We start from the raw sequence: 26,022 nt of genomic DNA on the forward strand, positions 1-26,022 counted from the left end.
ACACATAGTATTTCTCCCGCTCAGCGAAAGGCCGCTTATCACATCATGAATTGCAAAACCGGTGCCTTTGGTGTGAATGTAAGCGTATGCGAGGACTGCGGCTGCATGTCAGTCCACTATAACTCCTGCCGTGACAGATGCTGTCCTATGTGTCAGGAGTTTCCAAAAGAAAAATGGGTAGATGCACGGCGTGAGGATATCTTAGATGCTCCTTATTTCCATGTAGTTTTTACAGTTCCGGAAGAACTTAATCCCATTATCTACAGCAACCAGAAATTCTTATACACTGCTCTTTATCATGCGGCTTCAGATACTCTCAGTGAACTTGCTGCTGATAGTAAATATCTTGGGACTGATATCGGCTATATTTGTATCCTCCATACATGGGGAAGTACCATGAATTTTCATCCTCATATCCATGCAATTGTTCTTAGTGGAGGGCTGGATGTGAAAAATCATTGGAAAGACAACGGGAAAGAGTTTTTTCTTCCGATTAAGGTGATCTCCAAAATATTTCGTGGAAAATATATGGCTGAACTTAAGCAGCTCTGGGAAAATGACAGGCTTGAATTTCATGGATCGGCTGCACCTTACAAAAACTACTATACTTTCAAGGAATTGTTAAATACCTGCTATACAAAGGAATGGATTCCTTATTGCAAGAAACCATTTGACGGTGCCGAATCTGTCATCAGATACCTTGGAAAATACACCCACCGGATTGCTATCAGCAACTACCGTATCAAAGACATGACAGAATCTACAGTTACTTTTTCCGCTAAAGATTACAAAAACCAAGGGCTTTGGAAAGAGATCACCATATCCGGTGAGGAATTTATCCGTCGATTTTTAATGCATGTTCCTCCAAAACGTTTTGTACGTATCAGGCACTATGGTCTTCTTTCATCCAAAAATAAGAAGAAAAAGATTACCCTATGCAGAAACATCCTTGGTTGCAAAAAATATATTTCCAAGCTGAAAGATATGGATGCACCTGCCATTATCCGTCTTCTTTATCATAAAGATATATGCAAGTGCTCTTCCTGTGGTGGTAAGATTATTCCTCTGCCTACAGAACAACATTTTATAAAACCAAAACCACATATGCTCTGTTAACGTATCATAACTATATATTTTTTTAGCTTCCTTAGGGAGGCTTATTTCTGGTGTCATAATACAGGACTGAATTATAAATTCTATGTGTTTCTATGTGTACACGCTATCTTATTACAAATAGAGTGTCAGAATTAAAAGTCCATATAGAGCTGACGCGCTTTGTTCAACCAGAAAAAATCGAAATTGATGCAAATGAAAGGGCAGTTAATGAAAAGTCTCAATACTGCTTTTTCGTTTGCACCACCTTCGATTCTTTCCTTAACGATTTACCTTCACTTTATTTTACCATAGTGCTTTCTAAAGTGCTATTCTAATATATACAAAAGTGTAAAAGAACGATCTCACACATATACCATGTTTTTCAATATAATCTCTTCTGCACTGGCTTTTATATTATTCATTAACCTAACCCACTTCATCTGATCCTGTGCCTTTAATTTTTCAGTTACACCCTGTTTTTCTGTCATCTGTTCCATAAGCGTTTCCACCTGTTCTCTGACTTCCTGATCGATCTGATTCAGATGTTCATTCAATTTTCCGGTCAATAACATGTATTGATATCTTGCTGATCTGTGTTCTTTTAAGAACTGCTTTCGTAACATTCCATATTTTCCATATGTCGGTTCTTCTTCTCTTAAAACCAGATCCGGCAAATAGTAATCTCCATGCAACGTATAGCTCATTCCATTTTTCTCATCATAAATCTGTTTTTTCATAGTCTAAATCTCCAATCCTTTGTATTTTGTTTTATTTTTCTTACGTTGTTGGTTTTCAATCTGGCTCTTTTGAGTTGCCCATTCCAACTGTTTCAGAACGCTTCCCTTTGGCATTTGCTCCATTCGCCGTTTTTCTTCCAGTGCCCTTTGTTCTTTAATGTCCTGCTGCACCACATCCTCTACAGTTTCCATTCCCAGAATACGCACCACTCTGTCATATCTGTCCGAAATCTCTTGTAAACGTTGATTATCATTTGATAATTTTCCATTTTCTTTACGCACATCATCTAACTGCGTTTGGATATCATCACATTTCTCCGTAGATTTTTGATATTTGTTTTTCCAGCTTTCTATCGTTTTGTTAAGTTCTACAACCTTTCCAGCTAATGCAGCAATCTGATTCTTCATCTTGATAAACAATGGCTTGATTTTATTTTCTCTGTAAGGTACTGCACGTTCAAATGTTCCTGCCTCCGGTAAAAACGTCTTAATCATTCCATATTCTTTTATTTCTTTACTGGCATTATCCATAATCGGCTGCAGCACATCTCGACGCTCTTCCAGACTTTTTACTTCTTTTTCTGCGTCCTCTGCCCTTTGTTCTGCTTCTTGTTTCTCCCTGCTTGCCTGTTCCTTATCGTCTTTTAAAATCTGGATATCTGCTCTGAATTCCGCAATTTGTGCTGTCAGTTCTTCGTTTTCTGCAGTTAGATACTCTTTCTCCTGCTCCAGCTCCTGTATTTCCTTTTTTCGCTCTTTCTTCTTGAAGTTATAAACATCCAAATGTTCCTCATGAGTACCTTTCTGTTCCCATTCAATGCCATGCTGTTTTGCAATCTCTGCCAGGACCTTTTTTTCATGGTTCATCCACTGGTTCAACTCTGTATCATGCTTATTTCCACCTTGAAATCCAAGACTTTTTAATGCCTGTTTCAACGAAACTCTGGTGTCCATTCCTTTTCCTTTCCAATCAGTCACATAAGGAATAAAATCAATATGTAAATGTGGAGTAGACTCATCCTGATGTAGATAACACCCAAATACCCGTAACGTTGCATTCCGCTTCTGGAAGTCCTTTACATATTCATCCAGTATTTTTACAGCCAGATCTCCTTCTGCTGTTCCGACAGCCATATCTTCTCGATTTCCAATTTGAAAAATTACTTCGTGGAACAACTTCTCTTGTTTTCCCTGCCGGATTTTTTCATAGTAATTTGTAATCTGTCTATCTTTTCTTTTCCCGATATTATATCGTTCTACAGCTTCATCAAACAGTTCTTTATAAACTTCTTTTAAATTCTCATTCTGATAGCAAATATTTAGTTGCACTCTGTCTGAATCAACATTTTCTGCTATAAATTCCCTTCTGTTATGAGCCAGAGAACCTGTCCCGATCATACCACTAATTGTTCGTTTCAGCGTCATGTTCGTCACCCCACTTTCTAAAACCAGTGCCAGACATGGCACATAAATTTGTATCTTTACCAGCTATAGTATAAAAAGAAATCTTCGCCGGATACGGCGGTTTTGTTACTTTTGTCAAAAGTAACGCAAAAGCACTTTCGACAGCCGTTCCGTCCATCAAAAGTACCCTTGCGCCCTGCCGGGGGCTATTTTATCTCTTTCGTTACTCTCTCGACTAAATTATTCCGATATTCTTGCCTGCACATATTCCAGATCTCCACAGTATGGCGTTCCAACCAGATACCATTCTCTTGCTGGATTCATCTCCATTCTTGTCCTTACCCACTTATCATCGACCAGCACCTCAAGACCTTCTCCACAGTGAAATCCCGTATCAATCCATAAGTCCGAGGCTAATAACCCATATTTGTCATTGCTACTGTTATATCCTAATCTTCCCTGCTTCATCGAATCGTTCTCCCTTCTTCACAACTATCAAATTTACAGCAACCTCACCGTCTAGCCTCAGCTTTCCGTATGCGCCTTACCAACTTTCTTCTTGTTTACTTCTCACAGGGGCGTGACACGCTCCTGTAAAAAGGTAATCAACACGAACTGTTACCATCGAAAGCTCTCTTGCATTCCTTTTCTGTCCAGATACTCCTGCCGGAACTTTTCCCGTTCTTCTTCTGTTGGCGCAGTTTTGAATTTACTGTATGCCTCACGATTTACCATTGCATCCAGCTTTTTTTCCAGACCTTTTCTTATATCATCTGCTTCCTGTTCCTGATCCAGTAAATGATATTTTATAATCTTTCCAAATAACTCCTCTGGAATCATAACGTTTTTCAAGTTCTCACCTTCTTACAATTTATGTAAGGACGCAACACTGCAATGTCTTTACAGATTGCAACCTTGCATTTTAATTCCGCATTTTCTATATACTCTGCAATGTTGCACCCTTAATTTATTCCGGCTTAACTTTATTTAAATCCCAATACCAGGAATTACCGATTCGTCTTGCCTTAATTCCAAGTTCCTTTTTTGCATTTTCCAGTGTTCTTTTAGAAATATTCAAATCTTCTGCCATATCAAAGATTTCACTGCTTTGCACAGAAGTTGATGTTTCTGCCAGTTCCCTCAGCATCTTTTTTGCCTGTTCCAGTTTATTTACCTTTGGAGCAATTCCACCAAGCACCTCATCTGCTGTGATTTCATAGTCACCTATCCACTCAAATCCGGTTTCTGTCAGGCGAAATGCTTTGGAATGTCCAAATGCAGCCAGATTATTTTTAATCTGAACCACTGCTCTTAAGTCCGGTTCTCCCTCTATTCTTCCTACCAGTAATACGCTTCTGGCTACTGCAAAAAAGTCAATCGAACCCATTCCTCTATATGCAGCTTTATTTCCACCAGCTTTATTCATATGTCCGATTAATAAAATTGCACATTTATACTTTTCTGCCAACAAGCTCAATCTTTTTGTCATATCCCTTGCTTCATTTGCCCGGTTCATATCCATTGTTCCTCCAAGGTATGCCTGAATCGGATCTAAAATAAGCACTCTCGCACCAGTCCGTTTGATAGCAGTTTCCAGTCTCTCATCTATCATGGAAAGTGATTTTTCTGTTTCATCTATAACCATGATTCTTTCACAGACCGCTTCTGCCAGCTCCAGTCTGGGTTTTACCGTATCTGCCAGCCCATCTTCCGCTGTCTGATAAATAATCTTTACTGGTTCTGTTACTTTCATATCGTTATCCAGACCTTCTCCTTTAGACAATCTCGCTGCAATATTTAATATCAGCGTAGTTTTTCCATCGCCCGGATCACCCTGAATGATCGTTAATTTCCCATAAGGGATAAATGGATACCAGAGCCAGTCCACTGTCTGGGACTGGACATCTGACATCTTTATCATTTTCAATTCTGTTTTATTCTCATTTCTCTGTTCCATAAATTCCTCCATTTTTCAAACTATTCTCGCCAATTATCTGTTGTTCTCTGGAAGAATCCCTGATATAATCAACTTGTCTAGGGTTGACATTTGTGGATTCGTCCCCATTTGTCACATTGCTCCGGTTGTTCGTACTTCCGGAGCTTTTTATATTTTCATCATCCAGCATATCTGCCACCACTTTCTGCTGATCTGGATATAAGTGCCCATAAGTATTCAATGTAATGCGAATGTCCGTATGTCCAAACCTTTCTTTAATCATCAATGGTTGCACTCCCTTATTGATCAGAAATGCCGCATGACTGTGACGAATGTCGTGTACTCTTATCTTTTTTACTCCGGTCTTTTGAACCACCTGTTTTAACTTATGCTGTACCGCTTCATGAACCATTGGAAAAATCCGTTCATCTTCGGGCAACTCATACAGTCTGCTAATATAGTCCTGAATCTCTTTTTTCAGAAATTCCGGTATGGAAATCGTACGGTTCGATTCTTCTGTTTTGGGAGATGTAATCACGTCCTCTCCATGCATACGGTAGTAAGTTTTATTGATATGAAGTAGATTCTTTTCAAAATCAATGTCAGCAGGTGTAATGCTGAGTGCTTCGCCTTCTCTCGCTCCTGTCCAGAATAATAATTCAAACAGCACATAATATTTGCTTCCCGGTTCTATTCCGGTCATAAACTGCCGATATTCTTCAATTGTCCAAAACTTCATTTTCTTTTTTGAAGTCTTTCCCATACGTTTTACTTTGTCACAAGGATTATCTGCCAGATTGTAGATATTCTTCGCATGATTAAACAATGCCGTCATCTGATTCTGTATTGTTTTCAGATAATCATCTGAATATCCTTTTTCAATAATCGTATTCTGCCACTGGATAATCTCTGCTGGTGTGATACTGTTCATCGGTCTGTCCTTAAAATACGGTAACAGTTGAGCATTCATCGTATCTCTTTTGTTCTTGATACTCCTGTCCTTCAATGACTGAGACTTGTCTCGGAAGTAGACTTCTACAAACTCTCCCATTGTCATATCCATGTCTGCTTTCGCTGTTCTTTTATACTCCGCTTCAAAATTTAATGCTTCTTTCTTAGTGCGGAATCCTCTTTTTACTTTTCGCTTTTTGGCTCCTGTCCAGTCCTCATAATAAAATGAAACATACCAGGTTCCTCTTTCTTCATCTTTGTATGCTGCCATACTTTCTCACCCCCTTACATTGCAATCTGGGAATATCCATAAAATTTCTTTTCCCAGAATGCCCTCGGTATCTTGCCCGCAACGGTTACATATCCCTGATCTGCAAGCTCTTTGTTCAGTTTGCGAAGCAGCTTGTAAGCATATCCAAGTGAAATCCCCATGCTCTCTGCAACTTCTTCCGCTGTAATCATATAGTTCTGTCTCTGCATATCATTTCCTCCTTGTCTATAATTATCATTTTCACTGATACTATATCATTTTAAATAATCATTGTCAATAATTTTTATCATCATGAATGATATTTTTCTATATTGTTGATTTTTATCATTTGTGATATACTAATCATAGCTTTTAAGGAGGTGGATAATATGCAGGAATCATCTATTTCAGAAAAAATAAAAGAGCTGCGAACTGATCTGAAGATGAATCAAAAAAACTTTTCCGCAGCTATTGGTATACGTCAGTCAACTTTATCCAGTTATGAAAATGGTGTGGTTACTCCCTCCAATGATGTGTTATTGACTATTGCTCAGAAATTTCATGTCTCACTGGACTGGTTATTTGGATTATCTGAAAATAAAGTACAGATTTCTACTCTCAGCGATATTCTTTGGGTTTTACTGCAGATGAATGAATCCAATGAACTCCGGTATGAACTGGATATAAATAATAAACTTCCCGGTGATATAGAAACAGAAACACAGAAATGGTATGCCGGACTTCGCTTTTATGGAAATGATCCTGAACATTCTTTAAACGCAGATATGTGTAATTTTCTTGCTGATCTGCAGGAGAACAGAGAAAGCCTGGAATCTTATTTCACAGGCAAAGATATGTTTGATATGTGGAAAAAGCAGACGTTGGAATACTACACTTCCAAACCTGTCACCCATAAAGAAATTGAAGAACTGGATTTTGAGACACGAATCCGTAAACGAGATGAACTTTTAACACAGAAATTTTCCAATAACGAACAGAAATAGTATCATAACAGTATCACAGGCAGATATGCGAAGATTTTCATTTTCTTCCCATACCTGCCTGTTTTTAATTTATTCGCTATTCTTTACAGCCTTATTTTAAACTTTTTACTCAACAGAAAAACCCCGGAAACCTTACGGTTCCGGGGTATCTTACGTTTGGACACATGTACCTTGCGGTACTCAATATATATTAGTCAGTGATTACTCGATGATTGTAGCAACACGTCCTGATCCTACAGTACGTCCACCTTCACGGATAGCGAAACGAAGTCCCTGTTCCATAGCTACTGGATGGATCAGTTCGATTGTCATTTCTACGTTATCACCAGGCATGCACATTTCTGTTCCTTCTGGAAGTTCGCAAACACCTGTTACGTCTGTTGTACGGAAGTAGAACTGTGGTCTGTAGTTGTTGAAGAATGGAGTATGACGTCCACCTTCATCTTTTGTAAGAACGTATACCTGTGCAGTAAACTTGTGGTGGCAAGTTACTGAACCTGGTTTACAAAGAACCTGTCCTCTTTCGATTTCGTCTCTCTGAACACCACGAAGAAGAGCACCGATGTTGTCACCAGCCTGAGCTTCATCAAGAAGTTTACGGAACATTTCAACACCTGTTACAACTACTTTACGTGTTTCTTCTTTGATACCAACGATTTCTACTTCATCAGATACGTGAAGTACACCACGTTCTACTCTACCAGTAGCAACTGTACCACGTCCTGTGATAGAGAATACGTCTTCTACAGGCATAAGGAATGGTTTGTCTGTATCACGTTCTGGATCCGGAATGTATGAATCAACTGCATCCATAAGTTCCATAATCTTGTCTCCCCATTCGCCGTTCGGATCTTCAAGAGCTTTAAGAGCAGATCCCTGAATGATCGGAGTATCATCTCCTGGGAATTCGTATTCATCAAGAAGTTCACGAATTTCCATTTCAACGAGTTCAAGAAGTTCTTCGTCGTCTACCATATCACATTTGTTCATGAATACAACGATGTACGGTACACCTACCTGACGAGAAAGCAGGATGTGCTCTCTTGTCTGAGCCATAACACCATCAGTAGCAGCTACAACAAGGATAGCACCATCCATCTGAGCAGCACCTGTGATCATGTTCTTAACGTAGTCAGCATGTCCTGGGCAGTCTACGTGAGCGTAGTGACGTTTTTCTGTTTCGTACTCAACGTGAGCTGTAGAGATTGTGATACCACGTTCTCTTTCTTCTGGAGCTTTGTCGATGTTTTCGAAATCTACAGCTGCATTACCAGCAACTCTTGCTGCAAGAGTTTTTGTGATAGCTGCTGTAAGAGTTGTTTTACCATGGTCAACGTGTCCGATGGTACCGATATTACAATGCGGTTTTGTTCTTTCAAATTTAGCCTTTGCCATTTTGAATATCCTCCTTAAATATACCACCCAATAGGGCATTTTAGTTTACGATGTTTTAACTCGGCTAATACTGATTATATTTCATAAAGTACAGTTTTTCAAGCCTTTTTCGTATTTTTTATGCGTTTTTGTTAGATAAAATCTTTTCCTGTACAGACTTCGGAACTGGCTCATATTTTTCGAAGAACATTGAGTAGTTTCCACGTCCCTGAGTTCTGGAACGAAGGTCTGTAGAGTATCCGAACATTTCTGAAAGCGGAACATATCCTCTAACGATCTTTCCACCGCCGAGGTCATCCATACCTTCGATACGTCCACGACGAGAGTTGATATCACCGATAACATCTCCCATGTACTCTTCCGGCATAGTAACTTCAACTTTCATGATAGGCTCAAGGAGTACCGGGTCAGATTTCTTCATAGCATCTTTGAAAGCAAGAGAACCTGCAATGTGGAATGCCATTTCTGAAGAATCGACTTCATGGTAAGAACCATCATATACGGTTGCATGAATACCTACTACAGGGAATCCACCAAGGATACCAGCTTTCATGGCTTCTTCAATACCTTCGCCTACAGCCGGAATGTATTCCTTCGGAATTGCACCACCGACAACAGTAGAATCGAATTTATATGTTTCTTCACCATTGACATCCATTGGTTCAAATTTAACTTTACAGTGTCCGTACTGTCCACGTCCACCTGACTGTTTAGCATACTTGCTGTCAACATCAACTGCTTTTGTGAAGGACTCTTTGTATGCAACCTGCGGAGCACCTACGTTAGCTTCTACCTTGAATTCACGAAGAAGTCTGTCTACGATGATTTCAAGATGAAGTTCTCCCATTCCGGCGATGATTGTCTGACCTGTTTCCTGATCAGTATGAGCACGGAATGTCGGGTCTTCTTCTGCAAGTTTTGCAAGAGATTCACCAAGTTTACCCTGAGAAGCTTTTGTCTTAGGCTCGATAGCGAGCTCGATAACTGGTTCTGGGAATTCCATAGATTCAAGGATTACCGGATGCTGTTCATCACAGATTGTATCACCTGTAGTTGTGAACTTGAATCCGATCGCTGCTGCGATATCTCCTGAATATACTTTATCCAATTCCATTCTCTTGTTAGCATGCATCTGAAGGATACGTCCAACACGTTCTTTTTTATTCTTTGTAGCGTTCAATACATAAGAACCTGAATTCATAGTTCCTGAATATACACGGAAGTATGCAAGCTTACCTACGAACGGGTCTGTCATGATCTTGAATGCAAGTGCAGAGAAAGGTTCTTCATCTGAAGAATGTCTTACTACTTCATTACCATCTTCGTCAACACCCTGGATTGGCGGGATGTCTGTCGGAGCCGGCATATATTCAACGATTGCATCCAGAAGTTTCTGAACACCCTTGTTTCTGTAAGCAGATCCACAGCAAACCGGTACTGCTGTACATTCACAAGTAGCTTTTCTAAGAACTGCTTTGAGCTGATCTACTGTCGGGATTTCGTCCTCAAGATACATCATCATAAGTTCGTCATCCAATTCGCAAATCTTTTCGACCAGTTCTGTGTGGTAAAGCTCAGCATCTTCTTTCATGTCATCCGGGATTTCGCATACTGTGATGTCATCACCCTTGTCATCATTGTAGATGTAAGCTTCCATTTCCATAAGGTCGATGATTCCCTTGAAATCATCTTCTTTACCGATTGGTAACTGAAGAACGATAGCGTTCTTACCCAATCTTGTCTTAATCTGTTCTACAGCGTTGTAGAAGTTTGCACCTAAGATGTCCATCTTGTTGATGAAGGCCATTCTTGGTACGTTGTATGTGTCTGCCTGACGCCATACGTTTTCTGACTGAGGCTCAACACCACCCTTAGCACAGAATACACCTACAGCACCATCCAGTACACGAAGTGAACGTTCAACCTCTACAGTGAAGTCAACGTGTCCTGGAGTATCAATGATATTGATACGATGCTCAAGAGCACCTTTTTTCGGTTTTGTATGATCTTCAAGTGTCCAATGACATGTTGTAGCTGCTGAAGTGATCGTGATACCTCTTTCCTGCTCCTGTTCCATCCAGTCCATGGTAGCAGTTCCTTCATGAGTATCACCAATCTTATAGTTAACACCGGTATAGTATAAGATACGCTCTGTAAGAGTGGTCTTACCAGCATCAATATGCGCCATAATACCGATATTTCTGGTTCTCTCTAATGGATATTCTCTTCCAGCCAAGATTTTTTCCTCCTATAATTAGAAACGATAGTGAGCAAATGCTTTGTTTGCTTCTGCCATCTTGTGCATGTCTTCTTTCTTCTTTACAGATGCGCCAGTGTTGTTAGCCGCATCAAGAATTTCATTTGCAAGTCTTTCTTCCATTGTCTTCTCGCCTCTGTTACGAGAGTACAGTGTAAGCCAGCGAAGTGCAAGAGCCTGTCTTCTGTCTGCTCTTACCTCGATCGGTACCTGATAAGTAGCTCCACCGATACGTCTTGCCTTTACTTCAAGTACAGGCATGATGTTGTTCATTGCTTCTTCAAATACTTCGATAGCTGGTTTTTCAGCTTTCTCTGCGACTTTGTCAAATGCTCCGTATACAATTTTCTGAGCTACACCTTTCTTACCGTCAAGCATGATGTTGTTGATAAGCTTTGTAACTACCTTGTTGTTGTATAACGGATCCGCTAATACGTCTCTTTTCTGAGTATGTCCTTTACGTGCCACGGTTCTTCCCTCCTTATACATATTGGCAAAGCTTTGCTTTGCGTGAATAATTCATCGGTACTCACATGTGTCTTTCTATGTGTATCGTTGGCGGGACAATCTCCGATGCCTGCCACGTGGCAGGCGATATCTGAATTAAACCCGCAACCAACTATTCTCATAGTTCTGTTTGTGATACGATTTAGTTTCGTTTTACACTAAAATCAAGTGCTTATTTCTTTGCGTCTTTTGGTCTCTTTGCTCCGTATTTAGAACGAGCCTGACGTCTCTTTGCAACACCTGCTGTATCAAGTGTTCCACGAACGATATGGTATCTTGTACCCGGAAGGTCCTTTACTCTTCCTCCACGGATAAGAACAACGCTATGTTCCTGAAGGTTGTGACCTTCTCCTGGGATGTAGCTTGTTACTTCGATTCCGTTTGAAAGACGTACTCTGGCGATCTTTCTGAGAGCTGAGTTCGGTTTCTTCGGTGTAGCTGTCTTAACTGCTGTACACACACCTCTCTTCTGCGGTGCAGATGTGTCTGTAGCTCTTTTCTTCAAAGAATTGTATCCTTTCTGGAGAGCCGGTGCAGTAGATTTCTTTACAGCTGTCTGACGACCTTTTCTTACTAACTGGTTAAATGTTGGCATCTCTTTCACCTCCTATGAAGTAATAATTGGTTACGATTTTAAACAAGTTCTGTTTAAAATGCGCAGAAAAACAGTGCATCGTTTTTCGCACGCTTGTTTATTGTAGTATATCGCAAAAAAAAAGTCAAGGCATTCTGAAAAATATTTTCCAAATCATACCTTGACTTTTTCTTCATTTTTATTCTGTACTTACGGATCCTTCGATTGTTTCTCCGTCTTTTACTTTTTTGATCAGTTCACTGATCTCAGCCACTGAATTTTCATCCGGATACGTTACATAAAGCTCTTCATCTCCTGAAGAATAGCAGATATCTGTTCCCCCGGTTCCATCCGCTGCCACGGAATAAATATTCCATTTTGCATTGGTTCTAAGCTGAGTCTTGATCAGCGACTGGATCTGGCTGGAAGTAAAGTTCGTATCCACACCATCGCTGACACTTTCAATAATATCGCTTGCCCCACGGAGCATTGCCGGTGACATCATCTTTTTAATGATTGCAGTGATAACTGCCTGCTGATGGACTCCTCTTCCGTTGTCCCCGTCTGGCAGTGCCTGACGTTCACGGCAAAAAGCAAGTGCACTAATACCATCAAAATGATTCATTCCTTCATTTACATGAATCTCTGCACCCGACTCCCATCCTGTATCAAATTCGAGATCTGATTCAACATCCAGTCCGCCAAGTGCATCAACCACACTGGTCATAGATGTAAAATTAACTCTTCCGAAAAATTCGATATCTGTATCATAAAGTTCTTCCAGCGTCTGCATAGACACATCCACACCATAGATTCCTGCATGTGTCAGTTTGTCGTCCTGTCCTCCGGATACTCCCGGGATTGGTACATAATAATCTCTAGGGGTTGTAATCAGTAATACCTGATGGCTCGTCGGATTAACAACCGCTACGATATTGACATCGCTTCGTCCCTGTTCTGTGATATCACCATTTGTATCAATACCACTCAAATAAACCGCAAATGGCTTTGTAACGCTTTCATCAGATGTATCGCTTTCAATTTCAACAACAATATTGTGCTTATAAATAACCTTTGTATCCTTTGTAAAGGTTGAATACTGTTCCTTGATAATATTACTGTAAGCTGAGTTGTAGATAATCGCATCTACTTCTCCGTCATATAATGCCTGTGCTTCTTCTCCCAGATTACTGTATTCCTGAAGAGTAATGTTCTGTCCCAGTTCCTTTTCAATCTGTTTAACTGCCGACTTCGTCTGGTCTCCACCAGTCGCATACTGAACACCAAATGTATATCCGGCTGCTGCTGATAAAGTATCTGCATTATCATCCGCCTTTACCGCAACTACCATGGAACTTGTTTTCTTATTACTTCCGGTAATCTTCTGGAATGCATTATTTACTTTTCCTATATAGAAAGAACCCACTCCCAGAATGATGCAGATCAGTATACAGAATATCTTTCCGCCAATTCCTTTTCCTTTTGCCGCTATCTGTGTCAGCAAGGTAATTCCAAGCAGGATCAGCAGTACTCCGATCAGTACCAGGAAATAAGTAGAAGTAAGTACATTGAACAGCATCACATTCACTGCAAGTACTACAGACAGGATAAACTGGATAATTGCAAGTATAATTCCAATCGTTCTGCTTACCCGATTTTTCTTTCTTCCTCTGCGCCGTTTATTTTTACGATTCTTATTATTCTCCGGGTCAGACATCTTTCTTATATTCTGATAGTCTTCTTCCGGTCTTCTTTTCTTCTTATCATTCGAAGATGATTTCTTTTTCGGTCGTTCTCTGTAGTAATCTTCCTCATCATCATAATATCGGGCAGATCTTCGGTCTTCTTCATAAGCATACCGGTTCTTCCCCTTAGCCCGTCTGCTTACTTCTCTGCTGTTATTGATACTTCGCATATTTCTATTAGAAGTTCCATCAGACGATCTTCTCCTTGCTGATTTTCTCTGTTCCATATACACTCACTTTCATTTGTTACATAACTATTACACGATATGACACTTTAATTACAATTACATCTCTATATAATATCGTTTTTACCTTATATTGTCAATATTTTCGTGTCAATCCGTATTTTGTGATTCTGCACAATTTTTCTGGAAATTTTTTAATCTGCCAAGGCATATAGTGTTTTTTCACAGAAAGTTCTATCGGAATTTCTCATAAAACAAAAAGAAAACGAAGAACTCTTCTTAAGTCCTTCGCCTTCTTTATTATATTACTACTTTTTATTTATCTTCTACAAGATGGCATGCCACCTTATGTCCAGGAGCAATCTCTTTCATCTGCGGCATTTCCTTAAAGCAGCGTTCTGTCGCATGCTGACATCTCTCAGCGAAACGACAGCAGTTCTTCGGATTGATCGGGCTTGGGATCTCACCCTTGATCGGAATACGCTGGTTCGCTTTTGCTTTATTCGGATCTGCTTCCGGGATTGCAGAAAGCAGTGCCTGTGTATATGGATGCATCGGATGAGCATAAAGTTCATCTGTCTCAGCAGTCTCGACCATTGTTCCGAGGTACATAACAACTACACGGTCAGAAATATATTTTACGACACTAAGGTCATGCGCGATAAACAGGTAAGTCAGTCCTCTTTCTTCCTGCAGTTCTTTCAGCATATTGATAACCTGTGCCTGGATAGACACATCAAGAGCTGAAATCGGCTCATCACAGATGATGAATTCCGGATCAACAGAAAGAGCACGTGCAATACCGATACGCTGTCTCTGTCCACCTGAGAATTCGTGTGGGAAACGTGACATATGATCTTTATTAAGACCAACTGTAGCAAGCAGCTGCTCTACTTTTGCATCTGCATCCTTTGTTGACATTCCATGCTGTTTCAGACCTTCTCCAACGATATCCTTAACAGTCATACGTGGGTTCAGTGATGAATACGGGTTCTGGAAAATCATCTGTACCTTCTTACAGAATTCTTTCTGCTCTGCATGATTGTATTTGAAAATATCTTTTCCATCATAATATACATTTCCCGAAGTCGGATTGTATAACTTGATCATGGTACGTCCTGTTGTAGATTTACCACAGCCGGACTCACCTACCAGGCTGACTGTCTCACCTTTATAAATATCAAATGTAAGATCATCAACCGCTTTTAAGGTTTCTTTACGGCTGATTTCAAAATATTTACATAAGTTTTTCACCTGTACGAGAGGCTGTTTTTTTTCTGTATTTTCCATTTTACACCTCTCCTTTCTCAGTTACTTTTCTTCTCATGTCTGTATCCGGTGCATATTCATGCTGCAGCCAGCAACAGGTTTCATGTTCTTTTGAAAGCTCATAAGTCTGTGGCGGCATATCTTTACAGATTTCCATGCAGTATTCACATCTTGCTGCGAACGGACATCCTTTCGGAGGTGCAAACAGATCCGGAGGTGTTCCTTCGATTGGCTGCAATTTGTGGCCTTTTGCTGTATCCAGTTTGGCAATTGAATGCATAAGTCCTTTTGTGTAAGGATGTGCTGTATCATAGAAAATCTCATCTACAGATCCACGTTCTACGATCTTTCCTCCATACATAACCAGTACACGGTCGCAAAGCTTTGCGATAACACCAAGGTCATGTGTGATCAAGATAATAGATGTCCCAAGTGTTTTCTGAAGATTTTTCAGTACATCAAGAATCTGCGCTTCAATTGTAACATCCAAAGAAGTAGTCGGCTCATCGGCAATAACGATGCTCGGGCTTCCCACCAGAGCGATCGCGATCATAACACGCTGTTTCATACCACCTGAAAGTTCATGTGGATACTGTTTGTAACGGCGTTCTCCATCAGAGATACCTACCATTTTAAGGATTTCAAGTGCTTTTGCTTTTTTCTCAGCTGCACTCATACCTTTTCTTCCGACGAATACTTCTTCAATCTGTTTTCCGATACGCATTGTCGGGTTCAATGAGGTCATAGGATCCTGAAAAATATAACTGATCTCTTTTCCACGGAACTGACGAAGTTCTTTTTTGTTCATTTTCAGAACATCTTTTCCTTTATAAAGAATCTCTCCGCCTTCAAAGAATCCAGGCGGTTCCGGATTCAGTCTCATCAGACACTGAGAGGTAACACTCTTTCCACATCCGGATTCTCCAACTATACCAAGAATTTCTCCCGGACGGACTTCAAAGCTGACATCACGAACAGCTTTTACAACTCCACCGTATGTACGGAAAGAGAATTGCAGATTTTTTACTTCCAATAAATTTTCCATCTTCTATACTCCTTCCTACTCGGTTCCTCTAAGTTTCGGGTCAAATGCATCACGAAGCCCATCACCAAGAAGATTCAGCGCAAGCATTGTTGTACAAATCAGGAATGCCGGTACAAATACCTGGTACGGATGAATTCTCAGCTGTGCGATTCCGTCTTTTGCAAGTACACCCCAGCTGCAGTTCGGTGGTTTGATACCCAGACCGATATAGCTCAGGAATGCCTCCTGGAAAATAGCTCCCGGAATAGCCATTGTCAGGTTTGTAATGATAAGTCCCATGATATTCGGTAAAATATGTTTTACAATGATTACGATATCCGGCACACCAAGGATCTTGGCTGCAGATACGAAATCAGATTCTCTCAGTTTTAATACTTCACCACGAACGAAACGACATCCACCGATCCATCCGACGCAACACATAGCAAGAATCAAACAGTGTACACCGTTACCAACAACTACCATAAGAAGAATGGTAACGATCAGACTTGGGATTCCGTATAATACGTCAACGACACGCTGGATAACCATATCGATCTTGCCACCGTAGAATCCTGAGATACCACCCATGATAGATCCAACGATTGCATTGATGATGCTGGCTGCAAAACCAATTGTCAGAGATACTCTCGCACCAGACCATGCACGAACCCAGAGATCACGTCCAAGAGAGTCTGTTCCAAACCAATGTGCTTTTGAAAAACTCTGGTTCATCTCTGCCACACTCTGTGTTGCAATGTCATATTTGCTGAACATTGGAACAAAGATCGCCATAAGTACATAAAGTCCAATCAGGCACAATGAGAAGAATGCAATCTTATTCTTGCGGATTCGTCTCCATGCATCCTGCCAGTAACCAATATTCGGACGGGAAATAGACTCCATTGTCTTTGTATTTTTTCCTACAACTTTAAACTGTTCTTTTGTAATTTCTGCCATTTCTCGTCACCTACCTTTTTTTACCACTCAGACGGATTCTCGGATCTACAATACCGTATAAGATATCTACAATCAGGATTGACACGATCAGGAATGCTCCGTAGAAGATCGTCATACCAAGAACCAGTGTATAATCTGCCATGTTAATACTGTCTACATAATGTTTTCCCATTCCAGGGATTGCGAAAAGGGCTTCGATTACGAATGTTCCTGTTAATACAGATGCAACTGTCGGTCCCATAATGGTAATGATCGGTGTGATCGCATTACGGATCTGATGTTTAACTGTAATTCGGAAATCCGATAAACCTTTCGCACGTGCTGTCTTTGTATAATCTGAAGATACAACTTCCAGCATACTGGAACGCATCAGACGGGAAATGGATGCCAGTGTATAGAATCCAACCGCGATTGACGGTAAAATTGTGTGCTTAAAGCTTGTGTACTGCGCAACCGGAAGAATCTGCCATTTGATTCCGAAGAAATACTGAAGTACAGATCCCATGATGAAGTCAGGAATCGATGTACCAATGATCGCAATCAAAATACAGACAAAGTCCAGTTTCTTTCCTCGATTCAGTGCTGCTACAATTCCAAGGATCAGTCCGAAGAACAGTGCAAAGCACAGTGAACGGATTCCCAAGTCTGCTGAGTATGGGAATGAGTCAGCAATAATACGGTTAACTGTCTGACTTTCATACTTCATAGAATACCCCAGATCACCATGAAGCACATTCTTCATATAAGTTATATACTGCTCTGCAAGCGGTTTATCCAAACCATAGTAAGCTTCCAGATTCGCTTTGATCTCCGGTGTCATCTTGTCACTTGAGAACGGATCTCCCGGCATCAGACGAACCAGGACGAATACAACACTTGTAAGTACCAAAAGTGTTACGATGGCTAATGCAACTCGTTTAGCTATATATTTTGCCATTCTTTTGTCTCCCTTCATTTTTCTTTATTTGATAGCTTTGATTATTTCACATACTTCCTATTGGCTGATACATACCAAATCTACCCCTCGAAATAATCAAAACCCTCAAATAAGCAGCCGGTGCGGACCAGTAAGTCCGCGCCGACCGCAAGGTATGTTACCATCCAACTGTATTATTCGCTGATGTCTGCATATACCAGATCGAAGTCATATCCGACAAAGTATACATTGAAGTTAGAAATCTTCGGATTGATCAGATACTGGTCTCTACGTAACTGAAGCGGTACAAGAGCGGAATCTTCTCCAAGGAAGATCTGTTCTGCCTTGAACAGCATATCCTGTCTTGTCTTAGCATCTGTCTCTGTCTGAGAATCTTTAAGAAGCTTGTCGTATTCAGCGTTCGCATATCCAGAGTGGTTATACTGACCATCGCTGATCCACAGTTCCAGATAAGAGTATGCGTCAGAGTAGTCCGGAACCCATCCTGTTACTACCATATCGTAATCTTTTTCAGTTTCCATCTGAAGTCTCTGTTTGTAAGTTACCTGGTTGATTTCTACTGTAATACCAAGGTTCTTCTGATACTGTTCCTGAAGAACTTCAGCCTGCTTCTTAGCACCATCTGTATCAGTTGTAAGAAGAGTAATCTTGATGTCTGCCGGATTAGAAACGCCCATTTCTTTCATTGCTGCATCCAGATATTCTTTTGCTTTATCATTATCATTTTCTGCCGGGAATGGTGTATATGGATAAGCTTCTCCGTATGTCTGGTCATCTGCCGCCTGCACGTTTGGAAGTACAAGTCTCTGTGCAACGTCATATACGTCATTGTTAACCAGCTTGTTGTATTCTGTTCTGTTGATTGCATAGTTCAAAGCAAATCTCAGGTTCTTGTTAGCAAGCGGTCTGTCTTCTGACATGTTGAGCATGATGTAATCATCTGCACCTGTATAGTAGAATTCAGTATTTTCTGTATACTGATCTGTCATTTCAGTAGGTACAACTGTGATATCAACTTCGCCCTGTTCCCACATAGCAACCGCTGTCTTAGCATCTGCAACTGTCTTTACGCAGATTTCATCAAGCTTGATGCTGTCTGCATCCCAGTAATTTTCATTCTTAGAAAGGATCATTTCATCGCCATGTTTCCACTCTGTCATCTTGAACGGTCCGTTATAAACAGATTTTTCCGGATCAGCTGCATATTCTTTTCCGTATTTTTCTACATAATCTTTTCTTGTAGGACCGAATGTTGCCATAGCAGCCATACTAAGGAAGTATGTAGCCGGATGTGCAAGTTCGATAACAACTGTCTTGTCATCTGGTGCAGATACGCCAAGTTCATCGACAGGCACAGAACCGCTATTTACTTCTGCACCGTTTTTGAGGATATATCCGATGAATGCGTAATCGCTTGCCATTTCTGGATCCATAAGTCTCTGGATACCATAAACATAATCGCCTGCTTTTACATCTTCTCCGTCAGACCATTTCAGTCCATCACGAAGGTGGAATGTATAAGTAAGTCCGTCATCTGAGATATCCCAGCTTTCAGCTGCATCCGGCTTAATCTCGCCTTCCACGTTACGTGTCAGCATTGCATAAGTACAAATCTCCGCTGTTGAACATGAAATAGAGTTACTGTTCTGTGGGTCCATAGAAGGAAGATCTTCACGAAGTGTGTAAGTAATTCTCTTCTTTCCTGATGATTCACTTTCTTCTTTCTTGGAATCTTTTGATCCCGGAGTACTACAGCCGGCAAACATTGTTACTGTCATTGCCGTGGCAAGTAAAGCTGCTAATAATTTCTTTTTCATAAATGTTGTCCTCCTTTTTCATTTATAATTCTATTAGCTCATGTGTAGCACTGATCAGGTTCTCATATCCGTCTTTTGTGATGATGCCCTGGTCCTCAAGTCTGACACCACCCCAACCCGGAATATAAAGTCCTGGTTCTACTGTCATTACGCTGTTCTCCTGTAAGATATTCTCACAGTTCAGCCCGATATTCGGAAGTTCATGGACGAACAGCCCAACTCCATGACCAATTCCTGTATAATTATACGGAAGGTATTCTGTATCTTTAATTGCTTTAAGTGAAGCTTCATAGCAGGAAGTTCCTGTTACACCGGCTCTTACAGATGCTTCTGTATCTTCTGTCATGCGACGGCAGAGATCATAAACTTCTCTCTGTTTGGCGTCTGCCTTTCCGACAACTACTGTTCTTGTCATATCCGAAAGATAACCTTTGTACTGACATCCATAATCCATCAATACGAAATCACCGTATTCGATTGGCTTACTGTCCGGAATTCCGTGAAGCAGAGAGCTCTTTGCTCCTGAAATAACGATTCCACCGTAAGGTTTGGTATCTGCACCTTCCATAACCATGTAATGTGCAAGTCTGGATGCAATTTCTTTTTCTGTCACACCCGGACGGATGTCTTTTATAATTTTTTCAAATGCTCTGGATGCGATATCGCAGGCAACGGTAAGGTTCTTGATCTCTTCCGGCGTCTTAATCGCGCGGAAGCCTTCGATTACATTCAGCGTCGGAATCATCTCAGCGCTGAGTTCAGCCTGCATAGAGTTCCATTTTTCAAATGTCAGATGATCCTGTTCAAATCCAATTGTTTTAACTCCATCTTTGTCTGCGCAATATGCAACAGCTTTCCCCATACTGTAGCCAAAATTGATTCGCCAGTTTACAAGCTCATAATCCGGGCATTCATAAGATGCCTGCTCTGTGTATCTTGCATCAGTGATAAAATACTGATTCGCCTTTGTGATAAAAAGGAACGAGTCTTCCCCCGTAAATCCGCTGATACAACGTACATTCGCCGGCTTTGCAATATAAAACGCATCCAGCCTTTCTTTTTCCATGTACTCTCGCAATTGTGTTAATCTGTCCATTTTCGTTCTCCTCTCATGTACTTTTGTTCTTTCGAGACGGTATATTTACCAGATATGTCCGTCCTTCTGCGACAATGTAATACTTTACTAGACCGCAGTCTAGTGGTGTAAACAAAAGAACGCTATGATTTACATCATGACGTCCTTGTCTTCTTTCAAAGGTCATAGTTTCACGCTATGAAGTCTATGTTTAATTATTAGATTGTCCGTATTGTATGTATAAAAATCTAATCTTTATACACTTTAGTAAATAACACTGTCTTCAGAGTTGCGTGAATTTCGAAGAAACCCCGTTTTAACAGTTCAATTTTGTAAATTCACTCAGATGAATATTTATTCATATGTGTAACTTTTTTTCTTATTATAGAACCATACTCTATGATTGTCAAGAGGAATGCTATTTATTTCACAATTTAATTTTCACCTTTTATTTTCATTTCTTCCAAACAGTCTTGGTACATCCCGGTGATATACCCATATACTCACACAAGGTTCTTTTCCAGGATTGGAAATACTATGACGCTCTCTGCTCTTTATATATACACTGTCTCCCGGATGTAAACTGCTAATTTCTCCTTCCACCTCTACATTCAGAGTTCCTTTTATCACCATACACATTTCCGAAAAGACATGACTATATTCTTCTTTTTTCGCAGATTCTCCCGGTTCAATCGTAATATATTCAAAAATCGATTCTCCCTGACCGAAGTCTGCAACCTCAACTATTATATTTTCTTCCGGATAAAGATGCTTACTCATTTCTTCTCTGCGTATAACCGTCTTTCCCGGCTTTTCGCCTTCCAGTGCATACTGGATATCAATATCCAGTGCTTCACAAATTCGCGCAAGACTGTCCACATTCGGAGATGTCTTATTCTGTTCCAGCATACTCAGATAGCCCGCTGAAAGTCCTGTATATTCTCCCAAAACCCGGATTGTCATCATTTTCTTTTTTCTGCATTCTCTGATCCGTTCACCAATATGATCTAAATCCAGCATATCGCACCCCCTGATTTTCGACTGATTATTTATATGCTACTGTATTTTTTCATATTTTGCAACCCTTTATTTTTGTAAAGTGTTAAAGAATTGGAAATAATTTTTAAATATTTTTGTTTTTCATGTCTTTAAAGCAAGAAAAGCAGACACGCCATTCAACGTATCTGCCTCTCTTAGCATATAAAGCCTATTCTTCAACTGTAACTGTTTCGTCAGCATTTTCTTCGCTTTCAACAGTTTCTGCTGTCTCTGCCGGTGCTTCAGACTCAGTATCATCATCCATATCAAAATCATCAAAACTGATTTCGTCGTCCATATCCATACCAAGGCCTGTATCAAGTTTAACGTCACGGTATTTTCTCATACCTGTTCCTGCCGGAATCAGTTTACCGATAATGACGTTCTCTTTCAGACCGATCAGGTGGTCAACCTTGCCTTTGATAGCAGCCTCAGTCAGAACCTTGGTTGTCTCCTGGAAGGATGCAGCTGACAGGAAGGAATCTGTTGCCAGGGATGCCTTGGTAATACCAAGCATGATCTGTTCTCCTGTTGCAGGTTCTTTACCTTCTGTTACCATCTGTTCATTTACATCGTTGAACTCAAGGACATCTACCATTGTTCCCGGAAGGAATTCAGTATCCCCTCTTTCTTCGATGCGGATCTTCTTCAGCATCTGACGAACGATAACTTCGATATGCTTATCGTTGATTTCTACACCCTGCAGACGGTATACTCTCTGTACTTCCTGAAGCATGTAGTCCTGTGCAGCACGAAGACCTTTGATCTTAAGAAGGTCATGTGGGTTCACGCTACCTTCTGTAAGCTCGTCACCGGCTTCCAGAACAGCTCCATCCTGTACTTTAATACGTGATCCATAAGGAATCAGATAAGTCTTTGTCTCACCTGTCTGCTGATTGGTAACGATGATTTCACGCTTCTTCTTTGTATCGTTCAGGTTTGCAACACCTGCGATTTCTGTGATGATAGCAAGACCTTTCGGCTTTCTTGCTTCAAAAAGTTCTTCGACACGAGGAAGACCCTGTGTGATATCTCCACCGGCTACACCACCACTATGGAAAGTACGCATGGTCAGCTGTGTACCAGGTTCACCGATTGACTGAGCTGCAATAATACCGACAGCTTCACCAACCTGTACAGGTTCACCTGTTGCCATATTGGCACCATAACATTTCGCACAGATACCAATGTGTGATTTACAGGTCAGGATTGTACGGACTTTCACTTTCTTAAGTGGTGAATTTCCATTTTCATCCACACCGTATTTCATGATCTTTTCTGCACGTTTTGGTGTGATCATGTGGTTTGCTTTTACAAGCACATTGCCATCTTTGTCACAAATTGTATAGCATGAATATCTTCCTGTAATACGTTCCTGAAGACTTTCGATTTCTTCATTTCCATCCATGAATGCATGCAGATACATTCCCGGAATTTCAGCATCTTTGCTTACACAGTCAACCTCACGGATGATCAGATCCTGTGATACGTCAACAAGACGTCTTGTCAGGTATCCTGAATCGGCTGTGCGAAGGGCAGTATCTGACATACCTTTTCGAGCTCCATGCGCAGACATGAAGTATTCCAGTACGTCCAGACCTTCACGGAAGTTTGACTTGATAGGCAGCTCGATCGTATGACCGGTTGTATCAGCCATAAGTCCACGCATACCTGCAAGCTGTTTGATCTGTTTGTCAGATCCACGGGCTCCGGAATCCGCCATCATGAAGATGTTGTTGTATTTATCAAGTCCTGTAAGAAGGGCTTCTGTAAGCTCATCATCTGTTTCTTTCCAGGTCTCTACAACTTCTTTGTAACGCTCTTCTTCTGTAATAAGACCACGCTTGAAGTTACGTGTGATCTTATCAACCGTTGCCTGTGCTCTTGCGATCAATTCCGGTTTCTGTGGCGGTACAGTCATATCTGAAATAGATACAGTCATAGCTGCTCTTGTAGAGAGCTTGTATCCCATTGATTTTACATGGTCAAGTACTTCAGCTGTAGCTGACGCACCATGTGTGTTAATAACTTTTTCAAGAATCTGTTTCAGCTGTTTCTTTCCTACATGGAAATCCACTTCAAGAACCAGTTCATTTCCTTCTTTTTCACGATCAACAAAACCGAGATCCTGCGGAATGATTTCGTTGAAAATGAAACGTCCAAGTGTAGACTCTACTGTACCGGTTTTCTTTGTTCCATCCGGCATCGTCTTTGTCACACGTACTTTGATTCTTGAGTGAAGAGTTACAACTCCGTTTTCATAAGCAAGAATTGCTTCATTCACACTCTTGAATACTTTTCCTTCTCCCTTGGCTCCCGGTCTTTCCTGTGTCAGATAGTAGATACCAAGAACCATATCCTGTGAAGGAACAGCTACCGGACCACCATCAGACGGTTTCAGAAGGTTGTTTGGTGAAAGCAGAAGGAAACGGCACTCAGCCTGAGCTTCTACAGAAAGCGGAAGATGAACCGCCATCTGGTCACCATCGAAATCGGCATTGAATGCGGTACATACCAGTGGATGAAGCTTAATTGCTTTACCTTCTACCAGAATCGGTTCAAATGCCTGGATACCAAGACGGTGAAGTGTAGGAGCACGGTTCAGCATAACCGGATGCTCTTTGATTACATCTTCAAGTACATCCCATACTTCCGGCTGAAGACGCTCTACCATTTTCTTAGCATTCTTAATATTGTGAGCAGCTCCGCTCTCAACAAGTTCTTTCATAACAAACGGCTTGAACAGCTCGATTGCCATTTCTTTCGGAAGACCGCACTGATAGATTTTCAGTTCCGGTCCTACAACGATAACGGAACGTCCTGAGTAGTCAACACGTTTTCCGAGCAGGTTCTGACGGAAACGTCCTGATTTACCTTTCAGCATATCAGAAAGGGATTTCAGTGCTCTGTTTCCAGGACCTGTTACCGGACGTCCACGACGTCCATTGTCGATCAGAGCATCTACAGCTTCCTGCAGCATTCTCTTTTCGTTTCTAACGATAATGTCCGGAGCTCCCAGTTCAAGGAGTCTTCTCAGACGGTTATTTCTGTTGATAATTCTTCTGTACAGATCATTCAGGTCAGATGTTGCAAAACGTCCACCATCCAGCTGTACCATCGGACGCAGATCCGGCGGAATTACCGGGATTGCAGTCATGATCATCCATTCCGGTTTATTTCCTGATTCGCGGAAAGCTTCTACTACTTCAAGTCTCTTAACGATTCTTGCTCTCTTCTGTCCGGTAGCACCCTCAAGTCCTGCCTGCAGTTCAGCATAATCTTTTTCAAGATCGATCGCTTCAAGAAGTTCTTTGATCGCTTCTGCTCCCATTCCTACGCGGAAGCCATTGCCCCAGTTTTCTCTTGCTTCCTGGTATTCAGCTTCAGAAAGAACCTGCTTGTAAGAGAGATCTGTCTCTCCCTTGTCAAGTACGATATAAGAAGCGAAATACAGTACTTTTTCCAGAGTTCTCGGTGAAAGATCCAGGATCAGTCCCATACGGCTCGGAATACCTTTGAAATACCAGATATGAGAAACCGGTGCCGCAAGTGCGATGTGACCCATACGTTCACGTCGCACAGTTGCCTTTGTTACTTCTACACCGCAGCGATCGCATACAACACCTTTATAACGGATCTTTTTGTATTTACCACAGTGGCATTCCCAGTCTTTGCTAGGTCCAAAGATTTTCTCACAGAACAGACCGTCTCTTTCCGGCTTCAGTGTTCTGTAGTTGATTGTCTCCGGTTTTGTAACTTCACCTCTTGACCATTCCAGAATCTTTTCCGGAGATGCCAGACCTATTTTAATCGCATCAAATGAAATCGGTTGATACGTTGGTTCTTTTTTTGTTTCTGTCAT

The 26,022-nt window shown here is 41.0% G+C and carries 22 protein-coding genes; 2 read left to right on the forward strand and 20 right to left on the reverse strand.

Features of this window, described 5'->3' with window-relative positions:
• The coding region (locus PGU50_RS11965; protein WP_270247079.1) for an IS91 family transposase at positions 1–1,116 on the forward strand (1,116 nt) is incomplete at its 5' end.
• 341 nt (positions 1,117–1,457) lie between these two features.
• Here PGU50_RS11965 and PGU50_RS11970 read toward each other — a convergent pair.
• The 7 genes from PGU50_RS11970 to PGU50_RS12000 form a co-directional block, all read right to left on the reverse strand.
• Complete coding sequence (locus PGU50_RS11970; RefSeq protein ID WP_118589737.1) at positions 1,458–1,832, reverse strand: TnpV protein; 375 nt, start codon at positions 1,830–1,832, stop codon at positions 1,458–1,460.
• 3 nt (positions 1,833–1,835) lie between these two features.
• On the reverse strand, positions 1,836–3,257 hold the full coding sequence (locus PGU50_RS11975) for a plasmid recombination protein (RefSeq protein WP_270247080.1): 1,422 nt from the start codon (positions 3,255–3,257) through the stop codon (positions 1,836–1,838).
• Between the two features lie 219 nt (positions 3,258–3,476).
• The gene (locus tag PGU50_RS11980) at positions 3,477–3,704 is read right to left on the reverse strand and encodes a DUF5348 domain-containing protein (protein ID WP_117754055.1); all 228 of its coding nucleotides are present in this window, start codon (positions 3,702–3,704) and stop codon (positions 3,477–3,479) included.
• Between the two features lie 150 nt (positions 3,705–3,854).
• Positions 3,855–4,076 (reverse strand): complexin-2, encoded by a 222-nt coding sequence (locus PGU50_RS11985; RefSeq protein WP_117468423.1) that lies wholly within the window; start codon positions 4,074–4,076, stop codon positions 3,855–3,857.
• Between the two features lie 127 nt (positions 4,077–4,203).
• Positions 4,204–5,205, reverse strand: a complete 1,002-nt coding sequence (locus PGU50_RS11990) for an AAA family ATPase (protein WP_173770107.1) — start codon at positions 5,203–5,205, stop codon at positions 4,204–4,206.
• The gene (locus PGU50_RS11995) at positions 5,177–6,394 is read right to left on the reverse strand and encodes a site-specific integrase (protein WP_117468400.1); all 1,218 of its coding nucleotides are present in this window, start codon (positions 6,392–6,394) and stop codon (positions 5,177–5,179) included. The genes PGU50_RS11990 and PGU50_RS11995 overlap by 29 nt, the downstream gene beginning before the upstream one ends.
• 14 nt (positions 6,395–6,408) lie before the next feature.
• Positions 6,409–6,603 (reverse strand): hypothetical protein, encoded by a 195-nt coding sequence (locus PGU50_RS12000; protein ID WP_055053915.1) that lies wholly within the window; start codon positions 6,601–6,603, stop codon positions 6,409–6,411.
• A 159-nt stretch (positions 6,604–6,762) separates the two neighbouring features.
• Here PGU50_RS12000 and PGU50_RS12005 point away from each other — a divergent pair, with 159 nt between their 5' ends.
• Positions 6,763–7,377: a helix-turn-helix domain-containing protein gene (locus PGU50_RS12005; protein ID WP_070100139.1), complete on the forward strand. Its 615-nt coding sequence runs from the start codon at positions 6,763–6,765 to the stop codon at positions 7,375–7,377.
• A 201-nt stretch (positions 7,378–7,578) separates the two neighbouring features.
• Here the strand turns inward: PGU50_RS12005 and tuf are convergent, their stop codons facing one another.
• From tuf to rpoC, 13 genes are all read right to left on the reverse strand, one after another.
• The gene (gene tuf / locus PGU50_RS12010; protein WP_117557426.1) at positions 7,579–8,772 is read right to left on the reverse strand and encodes an elongation factor Tu; all 1,194 of its coding nucleotides are present in this window, start codon (positions 8,770–8,772) and stop codon (positions 7,579–7,581) included.
• 118 nt (positions 8,773–8,890) lie between these two features.
• A complete protein-coding gene (gene fusA, locus PGU50_RS12015; RefSeq protein WP_044999122.1) occupies positions 8,891–11,008 on the reverse strand; it encodes an elongation factor G in 2,118 nt (705 codons plus the stop codon).
• Positions 11,009–11,026: 18 nt separating this feature from the next.
• Complete coding sequence (rpsG, locus tag PGU50_RS12020; RefSeq protein ID WP_207642082.1) at positions 11,027–11,497, reverse strand: 30S ribosomal protein S7; 471 nt, start codon at positions 11,495–11,497, stop codon at positions 11,027–11,029.
• A gap of 211 nt (positions 11,498–11,708) precedes the next feature.
• Positions 11,709–12,131 carry a 30S ribosomal protein S12 gene (rpsL, locus tag PGU50_RS12025; protein WP_008373516.1) on the reverse strand — a complete coding sequence of 141 codons (423 nt, stop codon included), beginning with the start codon at positions 12,129–12,131 and terminating at the stop codon, positions 11,709–11,711.
• A 178-nt stretch (positions 12,132–12,309) separates the two neighbouring features.
• Positions 12,310–14,082, reverse strand: a complete 1,773-nt coding sequence (locus PGU50_RS12030; protein WP_243271972.1) for an LCP family protein — start codon at positions 14,080–14,082, stop codon at positions 12,310–12,312.
• 273 nt (positions 14,083–14,355) lie between these two features.
• Complete coding sequence (locus PGU50_RS12035; RefSeq protein WP_008373513.1) at positions 14,356–15,330, reverse strand: ABC transporter ATP-binding protein; 975 nt, start codon at positions 15,328–15,330, stop codon at positions 14,356–14,358.
• A 1-nt stretch (position 15,331) separates the two neighbouring features.
• Positions 15,332–16,354, reverse strand: coding sequence for an ABC transporter ATP-binding protein (locus PGU50_RS12040; protein WP_055155422.1), 1,023 nt, complete (start codon positions 16,352–16,354; stop codon positions 15,332–15,334).
• A 15-nt stretch (positions 16,355–16,369) separates the two neighbouring features.
• Entirely contained in the window at positions 16,370–17,293 is a 924-nt protein-coding gene (locus tag PGU50_RS12045) for an ABC transporter permease (RefSeq protein WP_008373509.1), read from the reverse strand.
• Between the two features lie 10 nt (positions 17,294–17,303).
• The gene (locus tag PGU50_RS12050; RefSeq protein ID WP_022219960.1) at positions 17,304–18,230 is read right to left on the reverse strand and encodes an ABC transporter permease; all 927 of its coding nucleotides are present in this window, start codon (positions 18,228–18,230) and stop codon (positions 17,304–17,306) included.
• Between the two features lie 173 nt (positions 18,231–18,403).
• Positions 18,404–20,047: a peptide ABC transporter substrate-binding protein gene (locus tag PGU50_RS12055; protein WP_270203003.1), complete on the reverse strand. Its 1,644-nt coding sequence runs from the start codon at positions 20,045–20,047 to the stop codon at positions 18,404–18,406.
• A 22-nt stretch (positions 20,048–20,069) separates the two neighbouring features.
• Entirely contained in the window at positions 20,070–21,143 is a 1,074-nt protein-coding gene (locus PGU50_RS12060; protein WP_270247084.1) for a M24 family metallopeptidase, read from the reverse strand.
• A 420-nt stretch (positions 21,144–21,563) separates the two neighbouring features.
• Positions 21,564–22,142: a helix-turn-helix domain-containing protein gene (locus tag PGU50_RS12065; RefSeq protein ID WP_270247085.1), complete on the reverse strand. Its 579-nt coding sequence runs from the start codon at positions 22,140–22,142 to the stop codon at positions 21,564–21,566.
• A 187-nt stretch (positions 22,143–22,329) separates the two neighbouring features.
• Positions 22,330–26,022 (reverse strand): DNA-directed RNA polymerase subunit beta', encoded by a 3,693-nt coding sequence (gene rpoC / locus PGU50_RS12070; protein ID WP_270247086.1) that lies wholly within the window; start codon positions 26,020–26,022, stop codon positions 22,330–22,332.

This window comes from Coprococcus sp. AM11-30B, from assembly GCF_027674365.1.
Taxonomy (GTDB): Bacteria; Bacillota; Clostridia; order Lachnospirales; family Lachnospiraceae; genus Allocoprococcus; species Allocoprococcus comes.

Coding starts and splice junctions, on each gene's coding strand:
- PGU50_RS11970 (WP_118589737.1), bottom strand. CDS start 1,832: ATGAAAAAACAGATTTATGATGAGAAAAATGGAATGAGCTATACGTTG.
- PGU50_RS11975 (WP_270247080.1), bottom strand. CDS start 3,257: ATGACGCTGAAACGAACAATTAGTGGTATGATCGGGACAGGTTCTCTG.
- PGU50_RS11980 (WP_117754055.1), bottom strand. CDS start 3,704: ATGAAGCAGGGAAGATTAGGATATAACAGTAGCAATGACAAATATGGG.
- PGU50_RS11985 (WP_117468423.1), bottom strand. CDS start 4,076: ATGATTCCAGAGGAGTTATTTGGAAAGATTATAAAATATCATTTACTG.
- PGU50_RS11990 (WP_173770107.1), bottom strand. CDS start 5,205: ATGGAGGAATTTATGGAACAGAGAAATGAGAATAAAACAGAATTGAAA.
- PGU50_RS11995 (WP_117468400.1), bottom strand. CDS start 6,394: ATGGCAGCATACAAAGATGAAGAAAGAGGAACCTGGTATGTTTCATTT.
- PGU50_RS12000 (WP_055053915.1), bottom strand. CDS start 6,603: ATGCAGAGACAGAACTATATGATTACAGCGGAAGAAGTTGCAGAGAGC.
- PGU50_RS12005 (WP_070100139.1), top strand. CDS start 6,763: ATGCAGGAATCATCTATTTCAGAAAAAATAAAAGAGCTGCGAACTGAT.
- tuf (WP_117557426.1), bottom strand. CDS start 8,772: ATGGCAAAGGCTAAATTTGAAAGAACAAAACCGCATTGTAATATCGGT.
- rpsL (WP_008373516.1), bottom strand. CDS start 12,131: ATGCCAACATTTAACCAGTTAGTAAGAAAAGGTCGTCAGACAGCTGTA.
- PGU50_RS12030 (WP_243271972.1), bottom strand. CDS start 14,082: ATGGAACAGAGAAAATCAGCAAGGAGAAGATCGTCTGATGGAACTTCT.
- PGU50_RS12035 (WP_008373513.1), bottom strand. CDS start 15,330: ATGGAAAATACAGAAAAAAAACAGCCTCTCGTACAGGTGAAAAACTTA.
- PGU50_RS12040 (WP_055155422.1), bottom strand. CDS start 16,354: ATGGAAAATTTATTGGAAGTAAAAAATCTGCAATTCTCTTTCCGTACA.
- PGU50_RS12045 (WP_008373509.1), bottom strand. CDS start 17,293: ATGGCAGAAATTACAAAAGAACAGTTTAAAGTTGTAGGAAAAAATACA.
- PGU50_RS12050 (WP_022219960.1), bottom strand. CDS start 18,230: ATGGCAAAATATATAGCTAAACGAGTTGCATTAGCCATCGTAACACTT.
- PGU50_RS12055 (WP_270203003.1), bottom strand. CDS start 20,047: ATGAAAAAGAAATTATTAGCAGCTTTACTTGCCACGGCAATGACAGTA.
- PGU50_RS12060 (WP_270247084.1), bottom strand. CDS start 21,143: ATGGACAGATTAACACAATTGCGAGAGTACATGGAAAAAGAAAGGCTG.
- PGU50_RS12065 (WP_270247085.1), bottom strand. CDS start 22,142: ATGCTGGATTTAGATCATATTGGTGAACGGATCAGAGAATGCAGAAAA.
- rpoC (WP_270247086.1), bottom strand. CDS start 26,022: ATGACAGAAACAAAAAAAGAACCAACGTATCAACCGATTTCATTTGAT.